The organism is Streptomyces sp. NPDC048637, from assembly GCF_040650675.1.
Classification (GTDB): Bacteria; Actinomycetota; Actinomycetes; order Streptomycetales; family Streptomycetaceae; genus Streptomyces.
Window position 1 is genome coordinate 59,030 of the sequence record NZ_JBEZHQ010000031.1, and the last position, 23,291, is coordinate 82,320.

A 23,291-nucleotide genomic window follows, 5' to 3' on the forward strand; every position below is an offset into this window, starting at 1 on the left:
CGATGAGTGAGAAGACGTACACCAGCGTCGTGCACGCCGAGATCGGCGGCGCACCTCTGCCCGACAAACTCGCCGCTCTGCTCACCGCATGCTGGGTGGATGCGAGCGTCAATGTGCCGTCCGCCTTCCAGCTCACCTTCAGTGACACGGGATCGGACATCCTCAAGACCTTCCCGCAGCTGAAGGTCGGCGCGAAGGCGGTGCTGTCGCCGTTCACGGACGGGCGGCGCGGCACGCCGATGGTGACCGGCGAGGTCACCGCTCTTGAGGTGGACGCGGATGCGAGCGGCAAGTCGCTGGTCGTGCGGGGGTACGACCCGGGGCACCGGCTGCTGCGCAATCGCCGCGTCGCGGGCTACCCCAACATGACCGCCAGCGACATCGTGCGCCGTCTGGCCGGCCTCAACAAGCTCTCCCTCGGCAAGGTGGAGGCGACCAGCACCGTCTACGAGCTGGCCACCCAGCCCAATATCACCGACTGGGACTTTCTGCTCCGCCTCGCCCAGGAGAACGACGCCCATCTCTCCTTCGACCCGAAGGGCAAGCTGCAGTTCGGCAAGCTCACCCCGGCCGCGTCGGCACCCGCCGACACCACACCGGCCGCGCAGAGCCCGTACGTCCTGGAGTTCGGCCACAACGCGCTGCACAGCCGCATCGCCGTCACCGCCGCCGGACAGGTCGACAAGGCGGGCGCCCGCGGCTGGGACATGCGGGCCAAGCGTGCGCTGTCCGCGCAGTCCCCGGCCACGGCGAGCAAGGACATCGTTGCGGACATCACGCCCGCGGCGCTCAGCAAGCCCTTCGGGTCGGCCGAACTGACCGCCACGGACCCGCCGTTCACCACGCAGGCCCAGGTCACCCATGCCGCGCGTGCGCTGGCCGATGACGTGGCGGGCTCCTTCGCGGAGCTGGAGGTGGCGGTGACCGGCAATCCGCAGCTGAAGCCGGGCCAACCCGTCGCGCTCAAGGGCGCCGGTTTCCCCTTCGAGGGGAAGTACACGGCGACCGGCGTCCGCCATGTCTTCGAGTCCGGGCGGCAGTTCACCACCTGGCTGACCGTCTCGGGGCGGCAGTTCCGGTCGCTGTACGGGCTCGCGTCCGGCGGCGTGGATCCGGCGCCGCCGATGCCGGGCGTGGCCATGGCGCTGGTCAGCAATGCCAAGGACCCGCTGAAGCTGGGCCGGGTCAGGCTGCGCTTCCCCTGGCTGTCGGACACGTACGAGAGCGACTGGTGCCGGATCGCGCAGCTGGGCGGCGTACGCGGCGGCGGTCTGATGCTGCCCGAGGTCGGCGACGAGGTGCTCGTCGCCTTCGACCGGGGCTCGCTGGAGCATCCCTACGTCCTGGCCGGGCTGTACAACGGCATCGACAAGCCGACGCCCAACACGGACGGGCTGCAGCCGGTTGACCCGACCAGCGGCCGGGTCAACTGGCGCTCCCTCGCGTCGCGCAGCGGCCACACCGTCGAGCTCATCGACGCCAAGTCCCGGATGAAGAGCGGCATCAGGCTGCAGACCGGCAACGGCAAGCTCACCGTCCACATGGACCAGACCCGCACCCAGGTCACCATCCGCAGCGACGGTTCCGTCTCCATCACCGGGACCCGGAATGTGAGCATCAAGGCGGGCGGCAACCTGTCGCTGACCGCGGGCGGCTCGCTGACGATGAGCGCGGGCGGGGCGGTCGACATCAAGGCGGGCGCGAAGTTCGGCGTCGCGGCGGGCGCCGTGGCGGACATCAACGCGACCGGCGCCATCAGCCTCAAGTCGGCCGGTGCGGTGGCCGTCAACTCGGTCGGCGCGGTCTCCGTCTCCGCGGTCGGCGCCGTGGCCGTCAACGCGGGCGCCGCGGCAGCCATCAACTCGCCGGCCACGGTCACGCTGAACGCACCGGCCGTCCTGCGCAACGGCATTCCGTTCTAGGGGCGTGAGGAAGTTGGAGGAGTTGGAGGAGTTGGAGGACATGCGTCTCAAGGGGGGCACCGGACATGAGTGAACAGTTCGTCGGCGCGGGCTGGGCCTTCCCGCTGCGCACGGACGCGGGCGGCGGTATCGCGCTGGTCCGCCGCGAGCGCGAGATCGAGGAGTCGATCCGGCTCGTGCTCGCCACCGCGCCCGGGGAGCGCCCGATGCGGCCGGAGTTCGGCTGCGCCGTGCACGACATGGTCTTCGCCCCGGTCAATGAGGCGACGGCCGGGCGCATCCGCTATGAGGTGCGGTCCTCACTCGACCGGTGGGAGCCGCGTATCGAGGTCCAGGACGTCGAGGTCAGCCCGGCACCCGACGATCCCTCCGTGCTGTTCATCGATGTGCGCTACAGCGTGCGCGGCACCAACAACCCGCGCAGCCTCGTCTTCCCCTTCTATGTCATCCCGTCCACGGAATCCGCCTCCACGGCGTCCCCTGCGTCCGCCGAAAGGGAAGCCTGATGGCCCTGCCCGCACCCCATCTCGACGACCGTCGTTTTCAGCAGTTCGTCGACGACGCCAAGCGCTATATCCAGCAGCGCTGCCCCGAGTGGACCGACCACAATGTCTCGGACCCCGGAGTGACCCTCATCGAGGCCGTCGCGCACATGGCCGACCAGATCGTCTACCGGCTCAACCGGGTGCCGGAGAAGAACCATCTGGCCTTCCTCGACCTGCTGGGCGTCACCCTCTTCCCGCCCTCCGCCGCCCGCGCCGACGTCACCTTCTGGCTCTCCGCCCCGCAGCCCGAGCCGGTCGTGCTGCCCGCCGGTACGGAGGTGGCCACCGGGCGGACCGAGACCGAGGAGTCGGTGGTCTTCGCCACCGAGGACGATCTGGCCGTGGTGCCCTGCGAACTGACCGCCGTACTGCGGCAGGAGGCGGGGACCACGCCCGAGGACTGCAGCCAGGACGTCTTCGCCGGCAGCGATGTGGCCGTCTTCGCGGCCGCCCCGCAGCCGGGTGACACCCTCCTGTTCGGGCTGTCGGCGGCGGTACCGCGGTGCGCGGCCGTGTTGCAGCTGGACAGCCGGGTGGACGGGGTCGGCGTGGACCCGCGCCAGCCACCGCTGCGCTGGGAGGCCTGGACCGCGGACGGCTGGACGGAGTGCGAGGTCTCGGAGGACTCCACCGGCGGCCTCAACCGGCCCGGCGAGGTCGTGCTGCACGTCCCGGCCGGGCACATCGTCTCCCGTGTGGGCAGGACGGATGCCGCGTGGCTGCGCTGCCGGGTCGTCGAGGCCGCGCAGGGCCAGCCGTTCTACAGTGCCTCGCCGACCGTACGGTCCGCCTCCGCGTTCACCATCGGGGGCACGACGACGGTCGCGCACGCCGTCGTGGTGCAGGACGAGCTGCTCGGCGAGTCCGCGGGCGTGCCCGGCCAGCGGATCCGCCTGGCGCATGCGCCCGTTGTCGCCGACCGCCCGCCGCTGCGGCTGGAGGTCTCGGACGGGGACGGCTGGCAGGAGTGGCAGGTCGTTTCCGACTTCGCGGCCTCCGGCCCGTACGACCGGCACATCACGCTGGAGGAGGCGACCGGGGAGATCGCATTCGGCCCTTCGGTGCGCCAACCGGACGGTTCGATACGGCAGTTCGGGGCCGTACCGGTCAAGGGCTCGGTGATTCGGGCCCCGCACTACCGCACGGGCGGCGGGCGGTCGGGCAATGTGGCGCGCGGCTCGATCCAGGCGCTGCGCAGCTCGATCCCGTACGTGGCGCGCGTGGAGAACCGTGAGGCGGCGCGTGGCGGGGTCGACGGCGAGACGGTGCAGGAGGCGAAGGTCCGCGCGCCGATCACGCTGCGCGCGCAGGAACGGGCCGTGACCGCCCGTGACTACGAGGAACTGGCGCGGCGCGCGGCCCCCGAGGCCGCCCGGATCGCCTGTCTCGCGGTCGATCCCGCCGAGCGCGCGACGGGCGGCGCGTCGGGCCCGGAGGCCGGCGAGACCGGCCGGACCGGCGAGAACGCCGTCCGGGTCCTGGTCGTCCCCCAGGCCGTTCCCGACCGCGGTGGCCGGCTCCGCTTCGAACAGCTGGTGCCGGGTGGAGAACTCCTGGGCCGGGTCACGCAGTTCCTCGACGAGCGCCGCCCGGTGGGCACCCGCCTCGCGGTCGGCCCGCCCTTCTACCAGGGCGTCACGGTCGTCGCTACGCTGCACTCCTTCCGGGCGGCACGGGCCGACCGGGTACGCGCCGAGGCCCTGGACGCGCTCTACGCCTACCTGGACCCGCTGACCGGCGGGGCCCATGGCGACGGCTGGCCCTTCGGACGCCCGCTGCGCTCCGGTGAGATCTTCGCGGCCCTGCAGCGGGTGCCCGGTGTGGAACTCGTCGACGAGGTGCTCCTGCACCCCGCCGACCCGCTCACGGGGCGCCGCGGCGACGCCACCGACCGCATCGAACTCGCCCGCTCCGCGCTGCTGTTCCCCTTCGACCACCGCGTCCGTGTGATCGAGGCCCGATGAGGGGCACACCGGCGGGGATGGCCTCCCCGCACCCACTGGGCGAGCAGCTCCCCGCGGTCTACGCCGACGACGACTTCGCCCAGCGCTTCGTCGAGGGCCTCGATTCCGTCCTCGCCCCGCTCTTCAACGTCCTGGACTGTCTGGAGAACTACTTCACGCCCGCCCTCGCGCCCGAGGACTTCGTCGACTGGCTGACCACCTGGGTCGGCACCGAACTCGACGGGACGGAACCGCTGGCCACCCGCCGCCGCGCGGTGGCCACGGCCGTCTCGCTGCACCGGGTACGCGGCACCCGGCGCGGCCTGTCGGACGCCGTCCAACTGGCCTTCGGAGTCCGCCCGGAGATCATCGAGAGCGGCGGCGCGACCTGGTCCGCACGCCCGCTCGGCGCCTTCCCTGGCTCGCCGCATCCCGGCCTGCGGGTGACCCTGCGGGTCCGTGACCCCGCCGCCGTCGACCCGCACCGTCTGCACGCCGTCGTCGCAGCGGCCCGTCCCGCGCACCTCCCCTTCGCGGCCGAGGTGACCCAGCTGCCCACCCCTGAAGGAACCTGACCCATGCCGACCAACCACACCACCTGCCCCGACTGCGGCTCCCCCGCCCCCCAGACGGACCAGTCCTTCTGCGACTCCTGCGGAGCCTTCCTGCGCTGGGACCGGCCGGCGTCGAACTCGCCGACGGCGGCTCCGGAGCGTCCGGCCGCCGCGGCCCCGCCGACTCCCCCGGCTCGCACCACGAACGCCCCGGAATCCGCCCCCGGCCCGAGTGCCCCGAACCACCCGGCGCCCTCCGGCACCGCCAGGCCCGCAGCAGGCCCCGCCGCTCCTCCTCCTGCTCCCGCCACCGGCGCCGGTACCCACTCGGCCGCCGCTCCTCAGCAGGGTGCCGGCGAGGAACCGACCGCCCCGCTCCCGCCGGCCGCCGCGCACGACGGGGACGCGGGCCGGTCCCCGTCCGGTCCGGGCAGCGAGGACGGCCCGGCCGCCCCCCGTCCGGCCGGCGGAGGGGGCGTCTCCGAGACCGGGATCCGCGCCCTCCTGGTCCCCGTACCGGGTGCCTCACCCACCCCGCCGCCCGAGGCTCCCGGCGGGGTGCTGCCGGGCCGTCCCGAGGCGTCCCGGCCCCGGGTCCGTACCCCGCACGCGGTCCCCGAGCCCGAGGACGGCGCACCGTGCCGGAGCTGCGGAACGCGCAACGCGGCAGGCCGGCACTTCTGCCGGAGCTGTGCCCACCTCCTCGCCGACACCGCGCCGGAGGCCGCCGAAGGCCCGTACGCGGGGGAGCGGCCGCGCCTGCACCGCGACCGGTCCCGGTGGATCACCCGGGCCGTGGTGGCGGCGGTGATCGCGGCCGCCGTGGTCGGGGGAATCATCGGGGGGCCACCGGCCGCGCAGGCCGTACAGGACCACTTCGCCAAGCGCGTCCCGGTACCCGCCTCCACCTGGAAGGCTTCGCACGCCGGACCCGACCACGACGCGAAGCTCGCGTTCGACACCTACTCCAACACCTGGTGGGGGACGGGCTACTCGGGCAACTCGGACGGCCAGTACCTGGAGGCCGGATTCAGCCAGCCCACCGACCTGCTCAACATTCTGATCACCCCCGGTGTCTCCGCACGCACCCCGCAGGCCGCCGACCCGGCCCGTCCGCGCGAGTTCGACCTGATCGTGACCGACTCCGCGGGCAAGCAGCACCTCTCGCGCGCCGTGATCAATGACGGCAGGCCACAGAAACTCGATGTGGCCGTGCGGGATGCGCTGCGCGTACGGCTGGTGCTGCACACCGCGTACGGCGCCGCGGAGGACAAGCAAGTGGCCATCGCCGAGCTGGAGTTCTTCGGCCGGTCGGCGGGATAGCCGGCGGGGGCAGGGACGGCCGACGGCGGCACACTCCCCCAGGAGCATGCCGCCGGAACGGCGTTCTCCCGGCGCGCGGCCCGCTGCGCGCCGGGAGAACCGTGCCGAGGGTCACGGCCCATCGCGGCGGGCCAGGAGCCGGTAGGCGTTGGAGAGGCCGGCCCGGTGGGCCACCGGCTTGATCAGCCGGTCGAGCAGCCAGCCCAGCGTGAGGAGGGGAACGCCTCCGGCGAGCACCATGCCCCGCACCGCCCGGCGCGCTCTGCCGGGTGCCTCGGCGCACCATGGTTCGTCCTTGTGCGGGGCCAGGCTGCTCAGGGCCAGCCAGGCCGCGGCGAGCAGGTCGGCGGGGTCATGTGGTGCGGCGTGTTCCTCCGCGACCACGGTGAATCCCAGCCCGGTCAGCCTCTCGCGCAGATTCCCCACCGGAATGAAGTGCAGGTGCTGCGGCTGCAGCCACGGCAGCCACCAGCGGCCGAGAAGCCCGCCGAACCGGCACTGCGGGTCCGGTACCTCGATCAGCAGATGACCGCCGGGGCGCAGCACCCGGTGCGCCGCAGCCAGCTCTTCCTCGGGAGCAGTGCTGTGTTCCAGATAGTGGAACATGCTCACCACGTCGTACTGCGCGGTCAGTTCCCCGGCCAGCTCGGCGAACGCGCCCCGGTGGCCCCGCCGCACCCAACCTCGTTGCCGGGCCGACTCGACGCCCGCGCTGATGTCCAGCCCGTCGAAGACGGTACGGGGCAGAACAGCACGCGCCGCGTCGCAGAAGTGCCCCTGTCCCGTACCGACGTCCAGCCATGTCTCCGGCTCGGCGTGCGGCAGCACGGCTTCCGCCCGGAGCCGGTAGCGGGCCTCGTGCCCCCGGAAGAGAGCGGCGAGGTTCTCCTCACCGAGCCCGTCGTAGAAGTCTCGGTAGTAGAACTCCAGCCCCTCGGGGGTGAGTTGGGGGTTCTGGAAGATGTGGCGGCATTCCTGGCACTGTTCCAGGACGAACCTGCCGGGCTTGCCCTGCAACAGGTCGCGCGTCCTGAGCCGTACCTTCAGCCGGGCCGCACCGCACCACGGGCAGTCGGTTCGTCGCGGTGAGAAGAACCGCGCCCACCCGTGCGCCAGATCGTCCTGGTAGCGGGGGCGGAGCGCGGCGACCTGATCGGCCCTGCTCATCATCGAAGTCTTCCTGTGGCTGGTGCGGCTGGGTGGGCGGCGAGGTGTTCGAGGTGTGCCGCCGCGGCGGCTGCGCCCCCGGCGGCGCGGAAGGACCGGCCCACCCGTTCGGCGGCGGCCCGGTAGCCCGGCTCGCCCAGCACGGAGTCCAGGGCCGTGCCGAGCTGGACGGCGGTCGCCCGGCCGAACCGGACACGCAGGCCCGCGCCGGCCTGCACCACCTGGGCGGCGACGGTGGGCTGGTCGTCCCGGATGGGGGCCACCACGAGGGGCAGCCCGTGCCACAGTGCCTCGCAGACGGTGTTGTGCCCGCCGTGGCAGACCACGGCGTCGCACCGTTCCAGCAGCGCCAGCTGGGGAACGCTCGGGCGCACGAGCAGCCCTTCGCCGTCCCCGCGCAGCGTCCCTGACGGGTCGACGACCACCGCCTGCAACCTGTCCGACCGGAGCCGCACCGCCTCCGCGCACTCGGCGAGGAAGCGTGCCCCGACCTCGGCGTTGGCCGTGCCGAGGGTGATCAGAACCGTGGCCCGCCGGGGGTCCAGCCGGTCCCACGGAAAGTCGACGGTGGACGGTCGGGAGGCCAGGGACGGGCCGACGAACCGCACCTGGTCGCCGAAGGACTCCGCCGGCCCGACCAGTGCCTCGGAGCTGAAGGTCAGCACGAGCCGATCGGACAGCCGGGGGTCCACCGCGCTGCCCGGATCGCCGATCCGCTGCCGCAAGGCGTGGATCACTTCGGTGATCCACTCTTCCACCTTGGGCAGGCCGGCCAGTGCGGTGAACCCCGCCGATGTGGTCGCCGAGGTGGCCCAGGGGACCTGGAGCCGTTCGGCCAGCAGTCCGCCGGCGACGGCCTGCTGGTCGGCGATCAGGACGTCCGGACGGAATGCCGTCACCGCGGCGGACACCCCCGGGGCCATGGCCTCCGCCAGGGGGATGAGGAACCGCTCCCAGAGAAACTTCAGCGCCGCCGGGCCCCGGAGCGAGAGCGGTCGCAGCAGGGCGGGATCGTCGAGCGGAGGCGCGGCGCACGGGAACACCGTCGCCCGCTCGCCGGCCAGCGGTCGCACCACGTCCGGCAGTCCGGCCCAGGCGACCAGGTGCCCCCGCTGGACCAGTTCCGCCGCGACGCCGAGCGTGGGGTTGAGGTGTCCGACCAGGGGTGGCACCACGAACAGGAACCTGCTCACCGGGCGCCGACCTCCGCTGTCCCGGCCGCGTGGTGGGCACGGATCCACTCGGTGATCAGATCGCTCACCAGGTCCGTGGCCCCCATCAGGACCCAGTGTTCCTGGTCCGGTACCACGACGGTCCGGCAGTCGGTGAGCAGCGACCGCAGCCACGGTTCCTGGGCCGCGAGGTCCGACTCACTGCCGTACACGGCCAGCACCGGGCAGCGCAATGACCGGATCTGGTCCTCCGCCATCAGCCGGCTGGCGGGGATGTCCTGGGCCATGGTGCTGGAGCTCAGCAGCCTCGACGCCGACTTCACCCGGCGGGTCGCATGCGCCCCGTGTTCCCGGGTCAGCCGCTCGTGGAGGTCGGTGCGGGCGAACTCGACTGCGGCGCGGCGCAGGTTGACGGCCATCTTGCGCGACCAGGCCGCGGTGGCCGGCTCGGATTCGATCACTGACACGCTGGCCACCCGCTCGGGCCGGTGTGCCGCATAGCTGAACGCGATGGTGCCGCCGTAGGAGTTGCCGACCAGATGGACCGGTCGCGTCACCTCCAGCCGGACGAGCAGCGCATCGAGGTCGCCGACGAAATCCTCCAGCAGGTAGCCGCTCGGCACCCGTTCACTGTGGCCGTGACCGCGCAGGTCGTACATGATCACGTCCATCCCCGCCGCGGCGAACACCGGCGCCAGGGTGAAGTAGTAGCTGACGAGACTGTCCACGAGCATGCCGTGCACGAACACCACCGTGGGCGGTGTCTCGGTGCCCGCGGTGTTCCGGGCGGGCATCCGCTCCACGTGCAGCGCGATGCCGTTGGCGTTGATCACCGCCACCGTTCAGCACTCCCCCGCTCGGCGCAGACAGCCGGCCACGTGGGTGACGAGCTGACCGATCGTGAGGTAGATGATCTCTTCGAGGTCGAGGCCGGCCAGATACTCGGCGAAGTTCACCTGCTCGCCGTACCTCGCCTCCAACTGGCCGCCGAGGGTCACCAGGTCGATGCTCTCCAGGTCAAGGTCGTCGTGGAACCTGGTGGCCATGGTCATCTCGACGTCCTCCAACCCGCAGTCGTCGAGCACTGCCTTGAGCATGCCGGTGATCTCGCCGAACACCACTGCCTCTGCCTCGTCTGCACGTACCGGTGGCTGTGCCTGACCGCTGTTCACTGCGTCGTCTCCTGTTCGTCCATCGTGTCCGTGGTGTCCGTGGTGTCCGTGGCGTCCGTGGCGTCCGTCGCGTCCGTCGCGTCCGTCACGCCCGTCACGCCCGTCACGCCCGTTGCATCCGTCGCATCCGTCGCATCCGTCATGCCCGTCGCATCCGTCGCATCCGTCGCGTCCGTCACGTCCGTCGAATCCGTCGTCCATGCGACGACGTACTCCCTGCTCGGCAGGTCGGCCGGATTGCTGATCCGGCGGCAGTGCACGCGGTGCCGCCGGCCCGCCGACTCCACCAGCAGTTCCTCCGGCTGCGCGGCGACCACGGTGAAGTCCTTCGGCCGCCCTTGCAATCCGGTGCCCTGCGCCTTGGAGACCGCTTCTTTCGCCGCCCAGAACCTGGTGAACCACAGGCCTTCCGGCTCGCCCGCCTCGGTGTGTGTCGCAGCGAGCAGCTCGCGCTCGGCCGGGCCGAGTGCCAGATTCCGGGTCGACACCGGGCGTTCGGTGATCTCCTCCACATCGATGCCGATCCCGCGGTGTCCGTGCGCGGTACGGGGGCGCACCATGGCCACACCGGTCTCCGCGCAGTGCGCCAGCGTGACGTCCAGCTCGGGCAGCGTCCGGCCGTGGAGTCCGGCGACCCGTGGCCGGCCGGCCACGTCGTTGCCGACCCGGATCTCGGCGGGGAACACCGGCCCCTCGCCGTGGTCCCACAGCCACTGGCGCACGGCGTCCTTGACCGCGATCCTGCCCAGCAGCCACTGCGCGCGGCCTCGCGGCGGGCACTGCTCGTAGTCCTCACGTTCCGCGCTGCTCAGGTGGTTGCGCATGACGAGATCGCGGGAGGCGAGGTCCGGCCATCGGTCGTGGACGCGCGACCAGCCGCCTTCCTGGACGCGGGAGAGGGTGTTCCGCTGGGGGAACCGTTCCTGGGCCCTGGTCTCCTGGTGGTTGTCGAAACGGCGGTCCTGCCAGCCGTGGATCTCCGCCCATACCCGGCCGTGGGCGACCAGCTGGATGTCCGCCTCCACCGCGGTGTCGGTGACCGAGGTGATGTTGACGAGGCAGTCCAGCCTGGTTCCGGTCGCGGGGTGCGGGCCGAAGAAGCGCATCTCCCTCATGCGTATCGGGAACACCACGGTCCGCTCGGTCAGGGTGGTGATGATCCAGTAGCCGAGCAGCTGACCCACGTTGTCCAGCAGGGCGCCGGGCGCCGGCGGGGTGGTGAGCTGCCCGCGTACATGTGCGGGACCGATCGCGGTGAGCTCGGTGACGCCTTGGAACAGGGGACCGTGGAACATCCAGCGGTCTGTGTAGAGCTCCTCGGCGCTGATCTCCGGGGTCCGTTCGGCGGTGGGGTCCCATGCCCACGGGCGGGGCGGATCCTTGACGTGGCCTGCCGCCAGTTCGACCTCGGCGCGGGCGAACCGGCCGAAGGTCACGCCGGCCCGCCCGGGTCCCTGCGGGGCCACGCGGACGGGCACGTCCACGGCCGGACTGGCCGTCACCCACCGGTTCAGATGCACCCGGTGCACCGCGACGGCGAACGAGCCGGGCTGCGCCTGCTCGGCGCACGCCATCATGTGGTGGATCACCGTGGTGGCCGGGACCACCGGCCAGCGGTCGGCCTCGTCGGGCCAGCCGGGGCGCTGTGCGAAGAAGCAGTGGTCCAGCAGGTAGGGCATGCTGCCGGTGGACACCGGCAGCACGGTGCGGAACTCTTGCCCGCCGGGCGCCGGCGGGTGGTGCACCGGCGCCGGTGCAGGGGGCGGCGCCGGGGCAGGGGGCGGCGCCGGGGCGTTCGCCCGGGCCGTACCGGCGGCGCCGAGCACCGCTGTGGCGGTGTGTGCGGTGTCCTTCAGCAGCGCGCTCAGTTCGCCGGCGGCGGGATGCCGGTCGGCCAGCGCGTCCAGGGCGGACAGTGCGCCGTCCGTGCGCGCCCCGGGCCGGCCCGCCAGCGCCGAGCGGAGGCTGCCCAGCGTCTCCTGGTCGAAGGAGATCAGCGGCCCTCCGAGGTCCAACCGGACCGGCGGGCGCCGCGCCGGTGCGCCGCCGCCGGCTGTCAGCGGCCTGAGATCCGGCTTCCCGCCGTCCGCCCACAGTGCGGTGGCGACCCGGTGAAGCTGTGCCATCCCGCTGCGCTTGGGGGAGTTGGCGGGCACCGTCAGATGCGGCCGGCCGTGCAGCGTGTTGTCGATCAGCCCGCCGACCTGGCCCGTGCCCGCCTGTACGAAGACCCGGATGCCCGCCGCGTACATCGCCTCGATCAGCGGGCGGAAGCGCACGGGCTCCAGCAGATGCCGGACGAACAGCTCGCGGATTTCTGCCTCGGTGGACGGGTACACCGAAGCCGTGGTCGCCGACCACACGGGAACGGTGGGCGGATACAGCGCGAACTGGCTCGCGGCACGGCGAATCGGGTCGAGGTAGGGGGCCAGCATGGGGGTGTGGAAGCCGGACCGGAACGGCAGGACCTGGCCGACGATGTTGCGCGCGCGACACCAGCGCACGAGCTGGTCCACCGGGCCGGGCGGACCGCACACCATGGTCTGGTCCGGCGCGTTGTCGTGGGACAGCACGATCTCGGGGCGGTCCTCCAGGGCGGCCGCGACCCGGTCGGCCGGGGCGCCCAGGACGGCGAAGGCCAGACCCGGCACCCGGACTTCGCCGGGGTCGAAGTGCGCCACGAACTCGTCCACCGCACGGCCGGCGAACAACCCGCCCGCGACCATGGCGGTCCACTCGCCCACGCTGTGGCCCGCGACAGCGTCCGGCACGATGGCCATCCGGCGCAGGGCGGCGTCCAGTACCCGGCCCACCGCGATCACCTCGGCCCCGTGCCGGCCGACGTCCGCCACCTCGGCCGGCTGCCCGGCGCGGAGGTCGGGGACCATGGCGCTCAGCCCGAAGTGCCGGGCGATGTCGGAGACCTGGGGCCGGAACTCGGCCTCGAGCCCGGGAAAGACGAATGCCAGCTGTGCACCGCTGTCCCCGCCGAGCAGCGGCTCGGCGGTGAACCACACCTCGCCACGGCCCCGCCAGGGGCGGCCCGTGGCCACCGCCCTTCTCGCCAGCGCGAGGCTCTTGCCCGTCGGGGCGACGATGCCGAGGCGGCTGCTCCCCTCGCCCGGGGCCCGGTCGTCGAGACCGGCCGCAAGCACCGACGAGTCGTCGGCGTCCAGCAGGACGGCGAGCTGCTCGGGACTGTCGGCGGTGAGGCGCAGCACGCGTTCCGGTTCCCGCACCGATACCGCGGGCCGCTTCCGCCTGGACACGGTGCCCTCGGGCGGGGCTTCGAGCACGATATGCGCGTTGATGCCGCCGAAACCGAAGGCGTTCACACCGGCCCGCCGGACCTCTTGTCCACCGGTCTGCCAGGCCTGTGCCTCCGGGATCGGCCGGAACCGGGTTCCGGCCAGCGCGGGGTGCGGGTCGTCGCAGTGCAGCGTGGGCGGCAGCACCGCGTGGTGTACGGCGAGCGCGGCCTTGGCCAGGCCGGCCACGCCCGCCGCCGGCATGGTGTGGCCGATCATCGATTTCACCGACCCGATCACGGCCCGGTTCTCGCCGTCAGCGGCGCCGAACACCTCTCGTACGGTGGCCAGTTCGGCGGCGTCGCCGGAAGGAGTGGCGGTCCCGTGCGCTTCCAGCAACCCGATCGCACCCGGCCGGGTGGGGTCGAGACCGGCCGCGCGCCACGCCTGCCGCACCGCCTTCACCTGGCCTTGGGAGTCGGGGTTGACGAGGCTGCCGCTGCGGCCGTCGCTCGCCACTCCGGTGCCCCGGATCACCGCGTAGACCCGGTCACCGTCGCGCTGCGCGTCGCTGAGCCGCTTGAGGGCCACGACGCCGGTGCCCTCCCCGATGAGCAGGCCGTCCGCGGCCCGGTCGAAGGGACGGATCCGCTGGCTCGGGGACAGTGCGCGCAGCTGGGCGAACACGCTCCACAGTGTGATGTCGTGGCAGTGGTGGACGCCGCCCGCGAGCACCATGTCGCAGCGTCCGCCGGCCAGTTCGCCCACCGCCTGGTCGACGGCGACCAGTGAGGATGCGCAGGCGGCGTCCACGGTGTACGCGGGGCCGCGCAGGTCGAGCCGGTTGGCGACCCTGGAGGCGGTGAGGTTGGGCACCAGGCCGATCGCCTGATCGGGGTCGTCCGGCCCGAGCCGCGCGACGAACTCCTGCCGCACGCGTTCGAGTTGGCTGTCGCCGAGGTCGGGCAGCAGCTCGCCGAGCGTGCGCACGAGCTGGTTGGCCGTCCGCACCCGCTGGGAGCCGCGGGACAGTCCGGGGGTCAGATAGCCGCCGCGGCCAAGGATCACGCCGATCCGGTCGCGGTCGGGCAACCGGCGCTCGCCGCCTGCGTCGGCGAGCGCCTCCGAGGCCACTTTCAGCGCGATGAGCTGGTCCGGTTCGGTCGCCGCCACCGAGTTGGGCATGATCCCGAACTGGGTGACCTCGACCTGGGCCAGATCGTCGACGAATCCGCCTCGCCGGCAGTAGACGCGATCCGAGCGCCCCACCGCGTGCGGATCGTAGAAGCCGGCATCCCACCGGCCGGCCGGGACGTCGGTGATCGCGTCCACTCCGGCGACCAGGTTCCGCCAGTACGCTCCGAGGTCTGCCGCCCCCGGCAGCAGGACGGCCATGCCGACAATGGCGATCTGGGTGCGCAACGTGTCTTTCCCGCTGGTCATCTCACCACCCCGATGCGGTGTAGACGACCGTGCGGACCGACTCCTCGCCCCAGGCGAGCTCGCGCAGCAGACTGAGCGTCCCCTCCTCGGGGTCGATCAGCCTGACCCCCCGGCGGGCGTACTCCCGGGCAAGCTCGGGGGTCACCATTCCCTGGTGCTTGCCGGTGGGGGCCCACGGTCCCCAGTGGACCGTGAGCAGCCGGCCGCCGGTGCGTGCGGCCCAGCGGCTGCCCAGGCTCTGCAGTGCATCGTTCGCCGCCGCGTAGTCCACCTGACCGCGGTTGCCCAGGACGGCCGCGACACTGCCGAAGAACACCGTGAAGCGTGGCGGCTGCGGCAGGTTCTCCACCGCCTGCAGCAGTGTGCGGGCGCCTTCGAGCTTGGTGTCGTACACCCGCCGGAAGGACTCGATGTCCTTCTCCGCCAGCGTCCGGTCCTCGATCACTCCGGCGGCGTACACCACGCCGTCCAGCCGGCCGTGCTCGGCGTAGATCTCCTTCACCACGCGCTGCACCGCTTCGGCGTCACGGATGTCCGCCGAGTGGTACCGCGCCATGCTCCCGAGGTGGCGCAGTTCCTCGACCGTGGCGCTGATCTCGCGCTGCGCGAGGATCCGCGTGACGGTTCGCTCGATCTCGGCCGGAGTGCGGTCGCCGAGCGCCGACAGGGTCGCTCGGAGCCTGGCGCGGTCGGGCGCCGACCGCGTGCCCGGGTCTTCCGGACCACTCGGCGCGGCGGTCCGGCCGACCAGCTCGATCCGGCAGCGGGCGGCCGCCGCCAGCGTCGCGGCGAAGCGCGCGGTGATGCCCCGGGCTCCGCCCACCAGCAGCACCACGGCGTCCCGTTCCAGGCCGAGCGCACCGGCCTCGGCCGCACCGTCGCCGGCCGGCCCGGCTCCCCTGCCGCCCAGCGGGCCGAGTTCGCTCCCGGCCAGTTCGAGGCCGTAGCGACCGCCGGTGGACCGGACGACCACCGGGGCGGGGTCGGTGGCCAGCAACTCGCCCACCAGCGCGGTTGCCACGGCCGCCGCCGACTGCTCAGGGGCGACCTCGACCAGCCTGGCCACCGTGTCCGGATACTCCTGGCCGATGGTCCGGAACATCCCCCGCAGTCCGTCCGCTCGTCCGTCCGCGCGCCCCTCGTGTGACTCCGCCCCGCCGGGGACGGCGGAGAGCACCCACCGGGGCCCGCGCCCCAGCGCGGCCTGCAGCACCGGGAAAGACTCGGGCAGCAGCGGCTCCTCGGCGCCGGTCAGCGCCGCCAGATGGAGCACCCCGTCCAGCGGGCCGTCCTGATCCGTCAGCATGTGCCGCCCGTCGCGTATGACGAGGTCCGCGCCATGGTCGGCGAGTTGGGCCGACAGGCTCTCGGTCACCGGGCCGTTCCCGCCCAGCAGCGCGAACCGCTTTCCGGCCAGCGCGGCCGGGTCTCCGGCCGGCTCGGGCAGGGCCACCTGCCGCAGCAGCAGGCGGGCCGGCGCCTCGGCGACCGCCGCCACCGGGGCCGGGCGACTGACCTCATCCGGCGGGGTCTCGTCCTCGGGGGGCTGTTCCTCGACACCGCGGAGTCGTGCAATCAGCAAGCCGGCCATGCCGGAGGCGGTGCGCGCCGCGGACAGGGCGTCCAACTCCGCGTCGTCGAGCTGGGAGACGCCTGACCCGCTGACGCTGCCGCCCCGGAGCCGGGCGACCAGTTCACCGGCGATCTCGATCCGTTTGATCGAGTCGACGCTCAGGTCGGCCTCCAGGTCGAGATCGGGTTCGATCATGTCCACCGGATAGCCGGTGCGCTCGCTGATGATGCCCAGGATGGTCCGCAGCACGTCGTCCTCGGCGAGCGGCGCGGCCTCCGTGGGGGTCTGCCGCGCCGCCGGGGACGCCGATTCCCCAGCGGGCGCGAAGGGGCCGGGGTCGCCGACAACCGGTGTGGACGTGACCGATGTTGCCGACACCGGTGCGGCCGGGACAGGTGCCTGGTTGAGGGGCGGCGGCGGAGCCGGCGGTGCGGCGACCGGCGTGCCCGGCGCGGCACCGAAGTACGTGAGCAGCACATCGCGCTGCGCGGCGACGATGTCCCTGCTGCTGCGCAGGAACTCCGAGACCATACGGTCCCGGTTGACGGCAGCTTCATGGGGGTCCGGCGTCGTCACCATCGTCTCCTGGATACGGCGGGCAGGCATGAGAGATCCGGGCAGCGGGCTGCCGTCACGGGTGCGCACCAGGTGCCCGTTGACGGTCCAGCCAGGTCGTTCGGGCAGCGTCGCGTGCCTCAGGTCGGTGGCGTGGCGTCCGTGGAACAGCCAGCCGGTGCGTACCCGCACACCGGCGACGGCCAGTTGGGCGAGCGCGGCGAGAAAGCCGCGCAGCCCCCGGTTGCCCGCTGTTTCGGAGCTGACTGTCGTGTGCGGGCGCTCGCCGAGGATCGCCGACACGAAGGAGGTGAGCGTCGAGCCGGGCCCGGCCCCGACGAAGATCCGGGCTCCGGCCTGGTACATCCGCTCGATCTGCTCGGTGAATCGGACGGGCGCACCGATTTGTGCGGCCAGTTCGGCGCGTACGTCCTCGGGGCGTCGCGCATGGACGGACGCCGTGCGGTTGGACCACACCGGGGTCTGCGGTTCCCGTACGGGTGCCGCGGCGAGCGCCTCGGCGAACCGCTCAGCGGCACCGGCGACGACCGGGCTGTGGAAGGCGCAGGCCACCGGGAGGGGCGTGGCGCCGTAACCGTGCTCGCGCAGTCGTGCCACGGCGGTCGCGAGGGCGTCGGCGGGCCCGGAGAGGACGACCTGTTCGGGCGCGTTGTGGTTCGCGATGACGACGCGGTCCGCCAGGCCCGCCGCGCTGAGCTGCCGGGAGACGTCCTCGGCACCGGCCGACACCGCGGCCATGGCGCCCGGATCCGTGCCGGCCGCGGAGACGATCGCCGCCGCCCGCTGGGCGCTCAGCTCCAGGAGGGTTGCGGGGTCCAGCGCCCCGGCAGCGCACAGCGCGACCAGTTCACCGTAGCTGTGCCCGGCCACCATGTCCGGGACCACACCGGCGCGGCCGAACAGGTCGTGCGCGGCCAGGCCGACCATGCCGAGCACGGGCTGGGCCACCGTGGTGTCGGTGATCCGGGCCCGCTGCTCCGCCGCGGCGGCGGGGTCGAAGGCGTCGGGCGGGTAGAGGAGTTCCGCCCACCCGCGGCCGAGCTGAAGGTAGCGCTGGACCTCCGGGAAGGCGACGAACAGCTCGGCGAGCATGTCCGGTCGCTGGCTGCCCTGGCCGGGAAAGAGGAACGCCACCTTCGCGTCGGCCCCATGGCCGTGGGATCCGCCGTCCGCCCCGGCGACGAAGACCCCCGCGGCGGGGTCGTGCTCGCCCGCAAGCGCCCGCCGAAGCAGCACGGTCAGCTCGTCCAGGTCTCCCGCCACGATCGCCGACTGCGCCGGCTGGCCGGAGTCCTCGCAGCGGCGGGACGTGGTCACCGCGAAGTCGCGCAACTGCCACGGGCGGCCGTTGTGGTCGTTCTGCTCGGCCAGTTGCAGCAGCTGCCGGATCGCCCGCCGGGCGTCCTCGCGGTCGGCGCCGCAGAAGACGAACAGCTCTGCCGGCCAGCGGTCGAGCCCGTGCGCCGGCGGCGCCCCCTCGTGGGCACGCAGCACGACGTGAAAGTTGGTGCCGCCGAAACCGAAGGCGCTGACCCCGGCGACGCGCTCGGCCGGTCGCGCCGCCCACGGCCGCGCCGAGGTGTGGAAGGCGAACGGGCTGCTCCCCTGCTCCCAGGCCGTGTTGGGCCGCTCCAGGTGCGTGGTGGGCGGCTTGACCCCGGTGTGCAGCGCCATGGCGGTCTTGATCAGACCGGCCAGGCCCGCGGCGCACTTGGTGTGCCCGATCTGCGATTTCACCGACCCCAGCGCACAGCTTCCGGGCGCCGCTCCGGCCTGCGTGAACAGCTCGGTGAGGGCGCTGAGCTCCGTACGGTCGCCGACCACGGTCCCGGTGCCGTGCGCTTCGATCAGACCCACCTTCGTCGGGGATATCCCCGCGTGGCGATAGGCGCGTTCCAGCGCGGCACGTTGTCCCTCGGGACGGGGTGCGGTCAGGCCGAGGGACTTGCCGTCACTGGCACTGCCGACCCCCTTGATCACGGCGTAGATCCGGTCCCCGTCCCGCTCCGCGTCGGCCAGCCGCTTGAGCACGAGACAGGCGACGCCCTCGCCCAGCGCTATACCGTCCGCCGCACTGTCGAAGGGGCGGGAACGGCCGGTCGGTGACAGCGCACGGACCGAGGAGAAGAGCAGATAGTCGTTGATCCCGTTGTGCAGGTCGGCGCCGCCGCACAGGACGAGGTCACTGGTGCCGGCGGACAGCTCCTTGCACGCCACGTCCACCGCGGCCAGCGAGGAAGCGCAGGCCGCGTCCACCGTGTAGTTCGCACCGCGCAGGTCGAGCCGGTTGGCGATCCGGCCGGAGATGACGTTGGCCAGCATGCCGGGGAAGGAGTCCTCGGTGAGCCGGGGAAGCTGTGCGTCCAGCTCGGGCGGCAGCTGCCCCACGTAGGCCGGCAGCAGCGAGCGCAGCGCGGCCGCGTGGGACAGATCGCTGCCCGCCTCGGCGCCGAAGACCACCGCGGCCCGGGACCGGTCGAATTCCCGCTCGCCGTATCCGGCGTCCTCCAACGCCCGGCGCGCGGCTTCGAGCGACAGCAGCTGCACCGGCTCGATGCTGCCCAGCGCGGCCGGAGGAATGCCGTAGCGCAACGGGTCGAAGGGTATGTCGGGCAGGAAACCGCCCCACTTCGCATCGGTGTGGGCGCTGTCCGCCTCGGGCGCGTAGTAGACCGCCGGATCCCACCGCTCGGCGGGCACCTCGGTGACGGCGTCGACTCCCGCGACCACATTCGCCCAGTAGCCGGCGAGGTCCGGGGCCTGCGGGAACATGCAGGACATTCCCACTACGGCGATGTCCAGGGGGGCAGGGACGGGCGGTTCGTCGCGGGGCCGGGCGGCACCGAGCCGCTCGCGCGCCCGCGCGGCGTGCTCGGCGTAGAAACCGGCGGCGGCGCCGCTGACCGAGTCGTGCAGCTCGGGGATCGTGGTGGCCCGGGACCGGAGGACGGCGACCTCACCGGCCATGAACATTCCCTCGGCGAGCTGCCGGGACTCCGCCACCTCGGTCAGCTCCCCGCCGACCCGTTCGACACCCTTGCTGGCGATCCTGAGCCGGCCGACATTGAGCCGTTCCAGCTGTTCCCACGCCTGTCGTTCCGCGACGCCCCCCGACCGCAACTCCTCCTTGAGAGCCAGGTAGTTATCGGCGAACGGGCTCGCCACACACCGTGTCGTGTGGCCGGGCGCAGTCTCCAGCAGCTCGGTCCGCCGCGCCGCCAGGACCTGCCGCTGGAAGAGCGGCCGCACCGCACCATGACGCACCGCCTCCTCGGTGAACAGATACGCGGTGCCCATGAGCACGCCCACGGCCACGCCACGGGCGGTCAGCGGAGCGGCGAGCGCAGCGACCATGGCCGAGGACCGTGCGTCGTGCACCCCTCCGGCGAACAGCACCCGCAGCTCGCCGGGGTCGGTGTCCCCGGCCGTGTCGAGGAACTCGGTGAGGACCGAGATCTGGGCCTCCCACAGCGCGAAACTGCTCCTCGGCCCGATGTGGCCGCCGCACTCGGCGCCTTCGAAGACGAACTTGCGGACGCCGACGTCCAGGAACTGCCGCAGCAGGCCGGGCGAGGGCACGTGCAGGAAGGTGTCGATACCCGCCTCTTCCAGGGCGGCCGCCTGCGAGGGCCGGCCTCCCGCGATGATCGCGCAGGACGGCCGGAACTCCCGGATGAGCTCCAGCTGGGCGTTCCTGGTCCGCTGGGGAGCGAAGCCGAGCACCCCCACGCCCCAGGGCCGGCCGTCGAGGGCGGAACTCGTCTGCTCCAGCAGGGTTCGCGTCTGCTCCGGGCCGGCGAGCGCCAGCGCCAGGAAGGGCAGCGCTCCGTGCTCGGCGACCGCCGCGGCGAACCGCGGCTGGTCGCTGACCCGGGTCATCGGTCCCTGGGCGACGGGCAGCGGCGTACCCAGCGCCTGGCTCATCGCGGAACCGCGACGCAGCGCGTCGGCCGGCGCGTCATCCCGCACCGCCTCGCACAGGGCGGCGGTGATCCCGCGGACCGCCCCGCCGACGTCGCGCCACTGCTCCGCGAAGCGGGCGGCCAGGAAGCCGTCCTGTCCGACGGGGAGCAGCTGCGTCCGCAGATCGCCGGCGCCGAGCAGACCGGCCACGGTCGCCGGGTCTTCCGGAACCGGTGACGCGTCCGGCCCACGGCGCCGCAGCACTCGATGACCGGCCACCACGACGGTCTCCGAACCGTCGAGGGTCCGCACGGCGGCAGCCACGTCGTCCGTGAGGCCGGACTCCTCCAGAAGTGCGAGCTGCGTGTCCAGGACGACTCCCGCCGCGCCTCCGACCACGGCGGCCGCGGCGGTGTGCGGCCCGATACCGCCGCAGGCCCAGACGGGCAGGGCCAAAGCCGGTTCCGCCACGAGTTGTTGGAGCAGCACAAAGGTGCTCAGCTCACCGATCCGCCCGCCGCTCTCCTGGCCCCGGGCGATCAGTCCGTGCGCACCGCCCCCGGCTGCCGCAAGCGCCTCGTCGCGGCTCGTGACCTCGACGAGCACCCGGTGGTCGGCGACGAGGTCGTCCAGCCGCAGCGGCGCCTCCACGCCGAGCAGCACGGTGTGCACGCCCCCGCCGCTCCTCAACTCGTCCGCGGTGACGGAACATCCGGCGGACACCCGCACCCCGAAAGGCCCCGGCACCCACTCCCGGACTCTCTCCAGCGCCTCCCTGGCCCGCCTGTCCCCCTTGCCGAGATCGAGCACACCGAGCCCACCGGCCCGGCAGACAGCGGAGACGATTCTCGGATCGGGTGCACCGAAAGGGCTTATCCCCAGGACAGCATCAGTCAGGGGTGCGATTGTCACGGAAACTCCGGAAAACGTGGGTGCAGGACATACACGCAGTCGCAGGGCAGCGGTCCACCTGCATGCGGTGCGGGGGCACCAGCCTCAACAGCCGTTCCTGGCACGTCAACGAACGCCGCGGAAGTCCGTGGTAGGCCACGACGTACATTGCGGTAGCCACGAGACGCAGACCGTGCCGACGGCAGGGAAAGCGGCAAAAGGCCGGGGTTCAGCTGGTCAAACCCACGGCCATTCCGCACGGGGCGGCCGAACTGCCGTACAGCGGCATCAAGTTGCCAAAAGACGCCGCCCCCTCTCCCCCGGAACACAGCGACATCACCCTTCGGCGGAATTCCGCGAGAGTCCCTTGCGACCCGCCCCACCCCCGAGCAGCACTCGCAAATAGCCGCATTTAACTGCTGCTCATTGGAAATAAAGGACAACCCCCGCACCCCGCACGCCAGATGCGGGGGGCATTAACGATGCGTTACTGCCCCGTTAGTCGACCGCTAGCGCCCCGGATCACGCTGGAAGCACAACGGGCCGACCGTTCCTGCCCATCTCCTTGGGCGTCCCACTGACAAGAACTCCGAACGAATGCCATGGGGGCCGATATGCGTAAATACAGCCGACGAGGGATGCTCGGGCTCGGGGCAGGAGCGGCGGCCGCTTTGTCCGTCGCCGGCTGCTCCCCTTTCTCCGGGTCGTCCGCCTCCGGCAAGGTCGGCACCGGGCCCGGCAAGACGACACCGGCCAAGCCGATCGGCGACGGCTCGACCGCCTTCACAGGGAAGCAGCCGAACCAGCCGCCCAAGCCGGAGCGCCTGGCGCCGGGCCAGAAGCCCCCGCAGTTCGTGGTTTTCTCCTGGGACGGGGCGGGCGAAGTGGGCAATGGCCTCTTCCCGCGGTTCCGCAAGCTCGCCCGCGACCACAACGCCTCGATGACCTTCTTCCTCTCCGGGCTGTATCTGCTGCCCGAATCGAAGAAGCGCCTGTACCGGCCCCCGAACAACCCCGTCGGCGCCTCCGCCATCGGCTATCTCACCGATGACCACATCAAGGAGACGCTGAAGAACCTGCGCGGGGCCTGGCTGGAGGGCCACGAGATAGGCACCCACTTCAACGGCCACTTCTGCGACGGCACCGGCACGGTCGAGCACTGGACGCCCGCCCAGTGGGACTCCGAGATCGAGCAGGCCATGGACTTCGTCACCAAGTGGCGTACCCACACCGGCTTCACCGACATCGAAGCGCTGCCCTTCGACTACAGCAAGGAACTCGTCGGCGGCCGTACGCCCTGCCTGAAGGGCCAGGACAATCTGCTGCCGACGGCACGGAAGCGCGGCTGGCGATACGACGCCAGCTCCGGCGGCGGCCTCCAGGTCTGGCCCACCAAAAAGCAGGGCATATGGGACTTCCCGCTCCAGTCCATACCGTTCGGCGGCCTCCCCGCCGGTGTCCTCTCGATGGACTACAACCTGATGTACAACCAGTCCCAGAACTCCACCAAGGGCCCGCCGGCCAACTACCCGCGCTGGCGCAAGCAGGCCACCGACGCCTACATCGCCGGCTTCCAGCGCGCGTACGAGACGAACCGGGCCCCCTTCTTCGTCGGCAACCACTTCGAGGAGTGGAACGGCGGCATCTACATGGACGCCGTCGAGGAAGCGATCAAGCACATCGCCGACGAGAAGCACAAGGACGTCCGCATGGTCTCCTTCCGCCAGCTCTGCGACTGGCTCGACGCCCAGGACCCCCAGGTCCTCGCCGACCTGCGCCAACTCGGGGTAGGCCAGCAGTTCACCGGACGCGGCTGACGCCCACCGGAGCCCCCGGCCCGAAGGAGCGCCGCCGCCCCG

The 23,291-nt window shown here is 72.4% G+C and carries 12 protein-coding genes; 6 read left to right on the plus strand and 6 right to left on the minus strand.

What is annotated here, in order from left to right:
- The first annotated feature begins 2 nt into the window (after window positions 1–2).
- The 5 genes from AB0C46_RS30285 (at window position 3) to AB0C46_RS30305 (ending at window position 6,287) form a co-directional block, all read left to right on the plus strand.
- Window positions 3–1,922, plus strand: a complete 1,920-nt coding sequence (locus tag AB0C46_RS30285) for a VgrG-related protein (protein ID WP_362831687.1) — start codon at window positions 3–5, stop codon at window positions 1,920–1,922.
- Window positions 1,923–1,987: 65 nt separating this feature from the next.
- Entirely contained in the window at window positions 1,988–2,428 is a 441-nt protein-coding gene (locus AB0C46_RS30290) for a GPW/gp25 family protein (RefSeq protein ID WP_362831688.1), read from the plus strand.
- Window positions 2,428–4,431, plus strand: coding sequence for a putative baseplate assembly protein (locus AB0C46_RS30295; protein ID WP_362831689.1), 2,004 nt, complete (start codon window positions 2,428–2,430; stop codon window positions 4,429–4,431). The genes AB0C46_RS30290 and AB0C46_RS30295 overlap by 1 nt, the downstream gene beginning before the upstream one ends.
- Window positions 4,428–4,985 carry a phage tail protein gene (locus tag AB0C46_RS30300; protein ID WP_362831690.1) on the plus strand — a complete coding sequence of 186 codons (558 nt, stop codon included), beginning with the start codon at window positions 4,428–4,430 and terminating at the stop codon, window positions 4,983–4,985. The genes AB0C46_RS30295 and AB0C46_RS30300 overlap by 4 nt, the downstream gene beginning before the upstream one ends.
- A 3-nt stretch (window positions 4,986–4,988) precedes the next feature.
- Complete coding sequence (locus AB0C46_RS30305; protein WP_362831692.1) at window positions 4,989–6,287, plus strand: zinc ribbon domain-containing protein; 1,299 nt, start codon at window positions 4,989–4,991, stop codon at window positions 6,285–6,287.
- A 111-nt stretch (window positions 6,288–6,398) separates the two neighbouring features.
- Here AB0C46_RS30305 and AB0C46_RS30310 read toward each other — a convergent pair whose 3' ends face one another.
- From AB0C46_RS30310 to AB0C46_RS30335, 6 genes are all read right to left on the minus strand, one after another.
- Window positions 6,399–7,457, minus strand: coding sequence for a class I SAM-dependent methyltransferase (locus AB0C46_RS30310; RefSeq protein WP_362831693.1), 1,059 nt, complete (start codon window positions 7,455–7,457; stop codon window positions 6,399–6,401).
- Window positions 7,454–8,647, minus strand: a complete 1,194-nt coding sequence (locus tag AB0C46_RS30315; protein WP_362831694.1) for a glycosyltransferase — start codon at window positions 8,645–8,647, stop codon at window positions 7,454–7,456. The genes AB0C46_RS30310 and AB0C46_RS30315 overlap by 4 nt, the downstream gene beginning before the upstream one ends.
- Window positions 8,644–9,465 (minus strand): alpha/beta hydrolase, encoded by an 822-nt coding sequence (locus AB0C46_RS30320; protein ID WP_362831695.1) that lies wholly within the window; start codon window positions 9,463–9,465, stop codon window positions 8,644–8,646. Before AB0C46_RS30320 ends, AB0C46_RS30315 begins: the two co-directional genes overlap by 4 nt.
- Window positions 9,466–9,468: 3 nt before the next feature.
- Complete coding sequence (locus AB0C46_RS30325; RefSeq protein ID WP_362831731.1) at window positions 9,469–9,723, minus strand: acyl carrier protein; 255 nt, start codon at window positions 9,721–9,723, stop codon at window positions 9,469–9,471.
- Between the two features lie 71 nt (window positions 9,724–9,794).
- Window positions 9,795–14,489, minus strand: a complete 4,695-nt coding sequence (locus tag AB0C46_RS30330; protein WP_362831696.1) for a beta-ketoacyl synthase N-terminal-like domain-containing protein — start codon at window positions 14,487–14,489, stop codon at window positions 9,795–9,797.
- A 1-nt stretch (window position 14,490) separates the two neighbouring features.
- Window positions 14,491–21,387, minus strand: a complete 6,897-nt coding sequence (locus AB0C46_RS30335) for an SDR family NAD(P)-dependent oxidoreductase (protein ID WP_362831733.1) — start codon at window positions 21,385–21,387, stop codon at window positions 14,491–14,493.
- Between the two features lie 659 nt (window positions 21,388–22,046).
- On the opposite strand from AB0C46_RS30335, the gene AB0C46_RS30340 reads away from it, so the two are divergent.
- Window positions 22,047–23,249 carry a hypothetical protein gene (locus tag AB0C46_RS30340; RefSeq protein ID WP_362831697.1) on the plus strand — a complete coding sequence of 401 codons (1,203 nt, stop codon included), beginning with the start codon at window positions 22,047–22,049 and terminating at the stop codon, window positions 23,247–23,249.
- Window positions 23,250–23,291: the final 42 nt, after the last annotated feature.

Coding starts and splice junctions, on each gene's coding strand:
- AB0C46_RS30285 (WP_362831687.1), top strand. CDS start 3: ATGAGTGAGAAGACGTACACCAGCGTCGTGCACGCCGAGATCGGCGGC.
- AB0C46_RS30290 (WP_362831688.1), top strand. CDS start 1,988: ATGAGTGAACAGTTCGTCGGCGCGGGCTGGGCCTTCCCGCTGCGCACG.
- AB0C46_RS30295 (WP_362831689.1), top strand. CDS start 2,428: ATGGCCCTGCCCGCACCCCATCTCGACGACCGTCGTTTTCAGCAGTTC.
- AB0C46_RS30300 (WP_362831690.1), top strand. CDS start 4,428: ATGAGGGGCACACCGGCGGGGATGGCCTCCCCGCACCCACTGGGCGAG.
- AB0C46_RS30305 (WP_362831692.1), top strand. CDS start 4,989: ATGCCGACCAACCACACCACCTGCCCCGACTGCGGCTCCCCCGCCCCC.
- AB0C46_RS30310 (WP_362831693.1), bottom strand. CDS start 7,457: ATGATGAGCAGGGCCGATCAGGTCGCCGCGCTCCGCCCCCGCTACCAG.
- AB0C46_RS30325 (WP_362831731.1), bottom strand. CDS start 9,723: ATGCTCAAGGCAGTGCTCGACGACTGCGGGTTGGAGGACGTCGAGATG.
- AB0C46_RS30330 (WP_362831696.1), bottom strand. CDS start 14,489: ATGACCAGCGGGAAAGACACGTTGCGCACCCAGATCGCCATTGTCGGC.
- AB0C46_RS30340 (WP_362831697.1), top strand. CDS start 22,047: ATGCGTAAATACAGCCGACGAGGGATGCTCGGGCTCGGGGCAGGAGCG.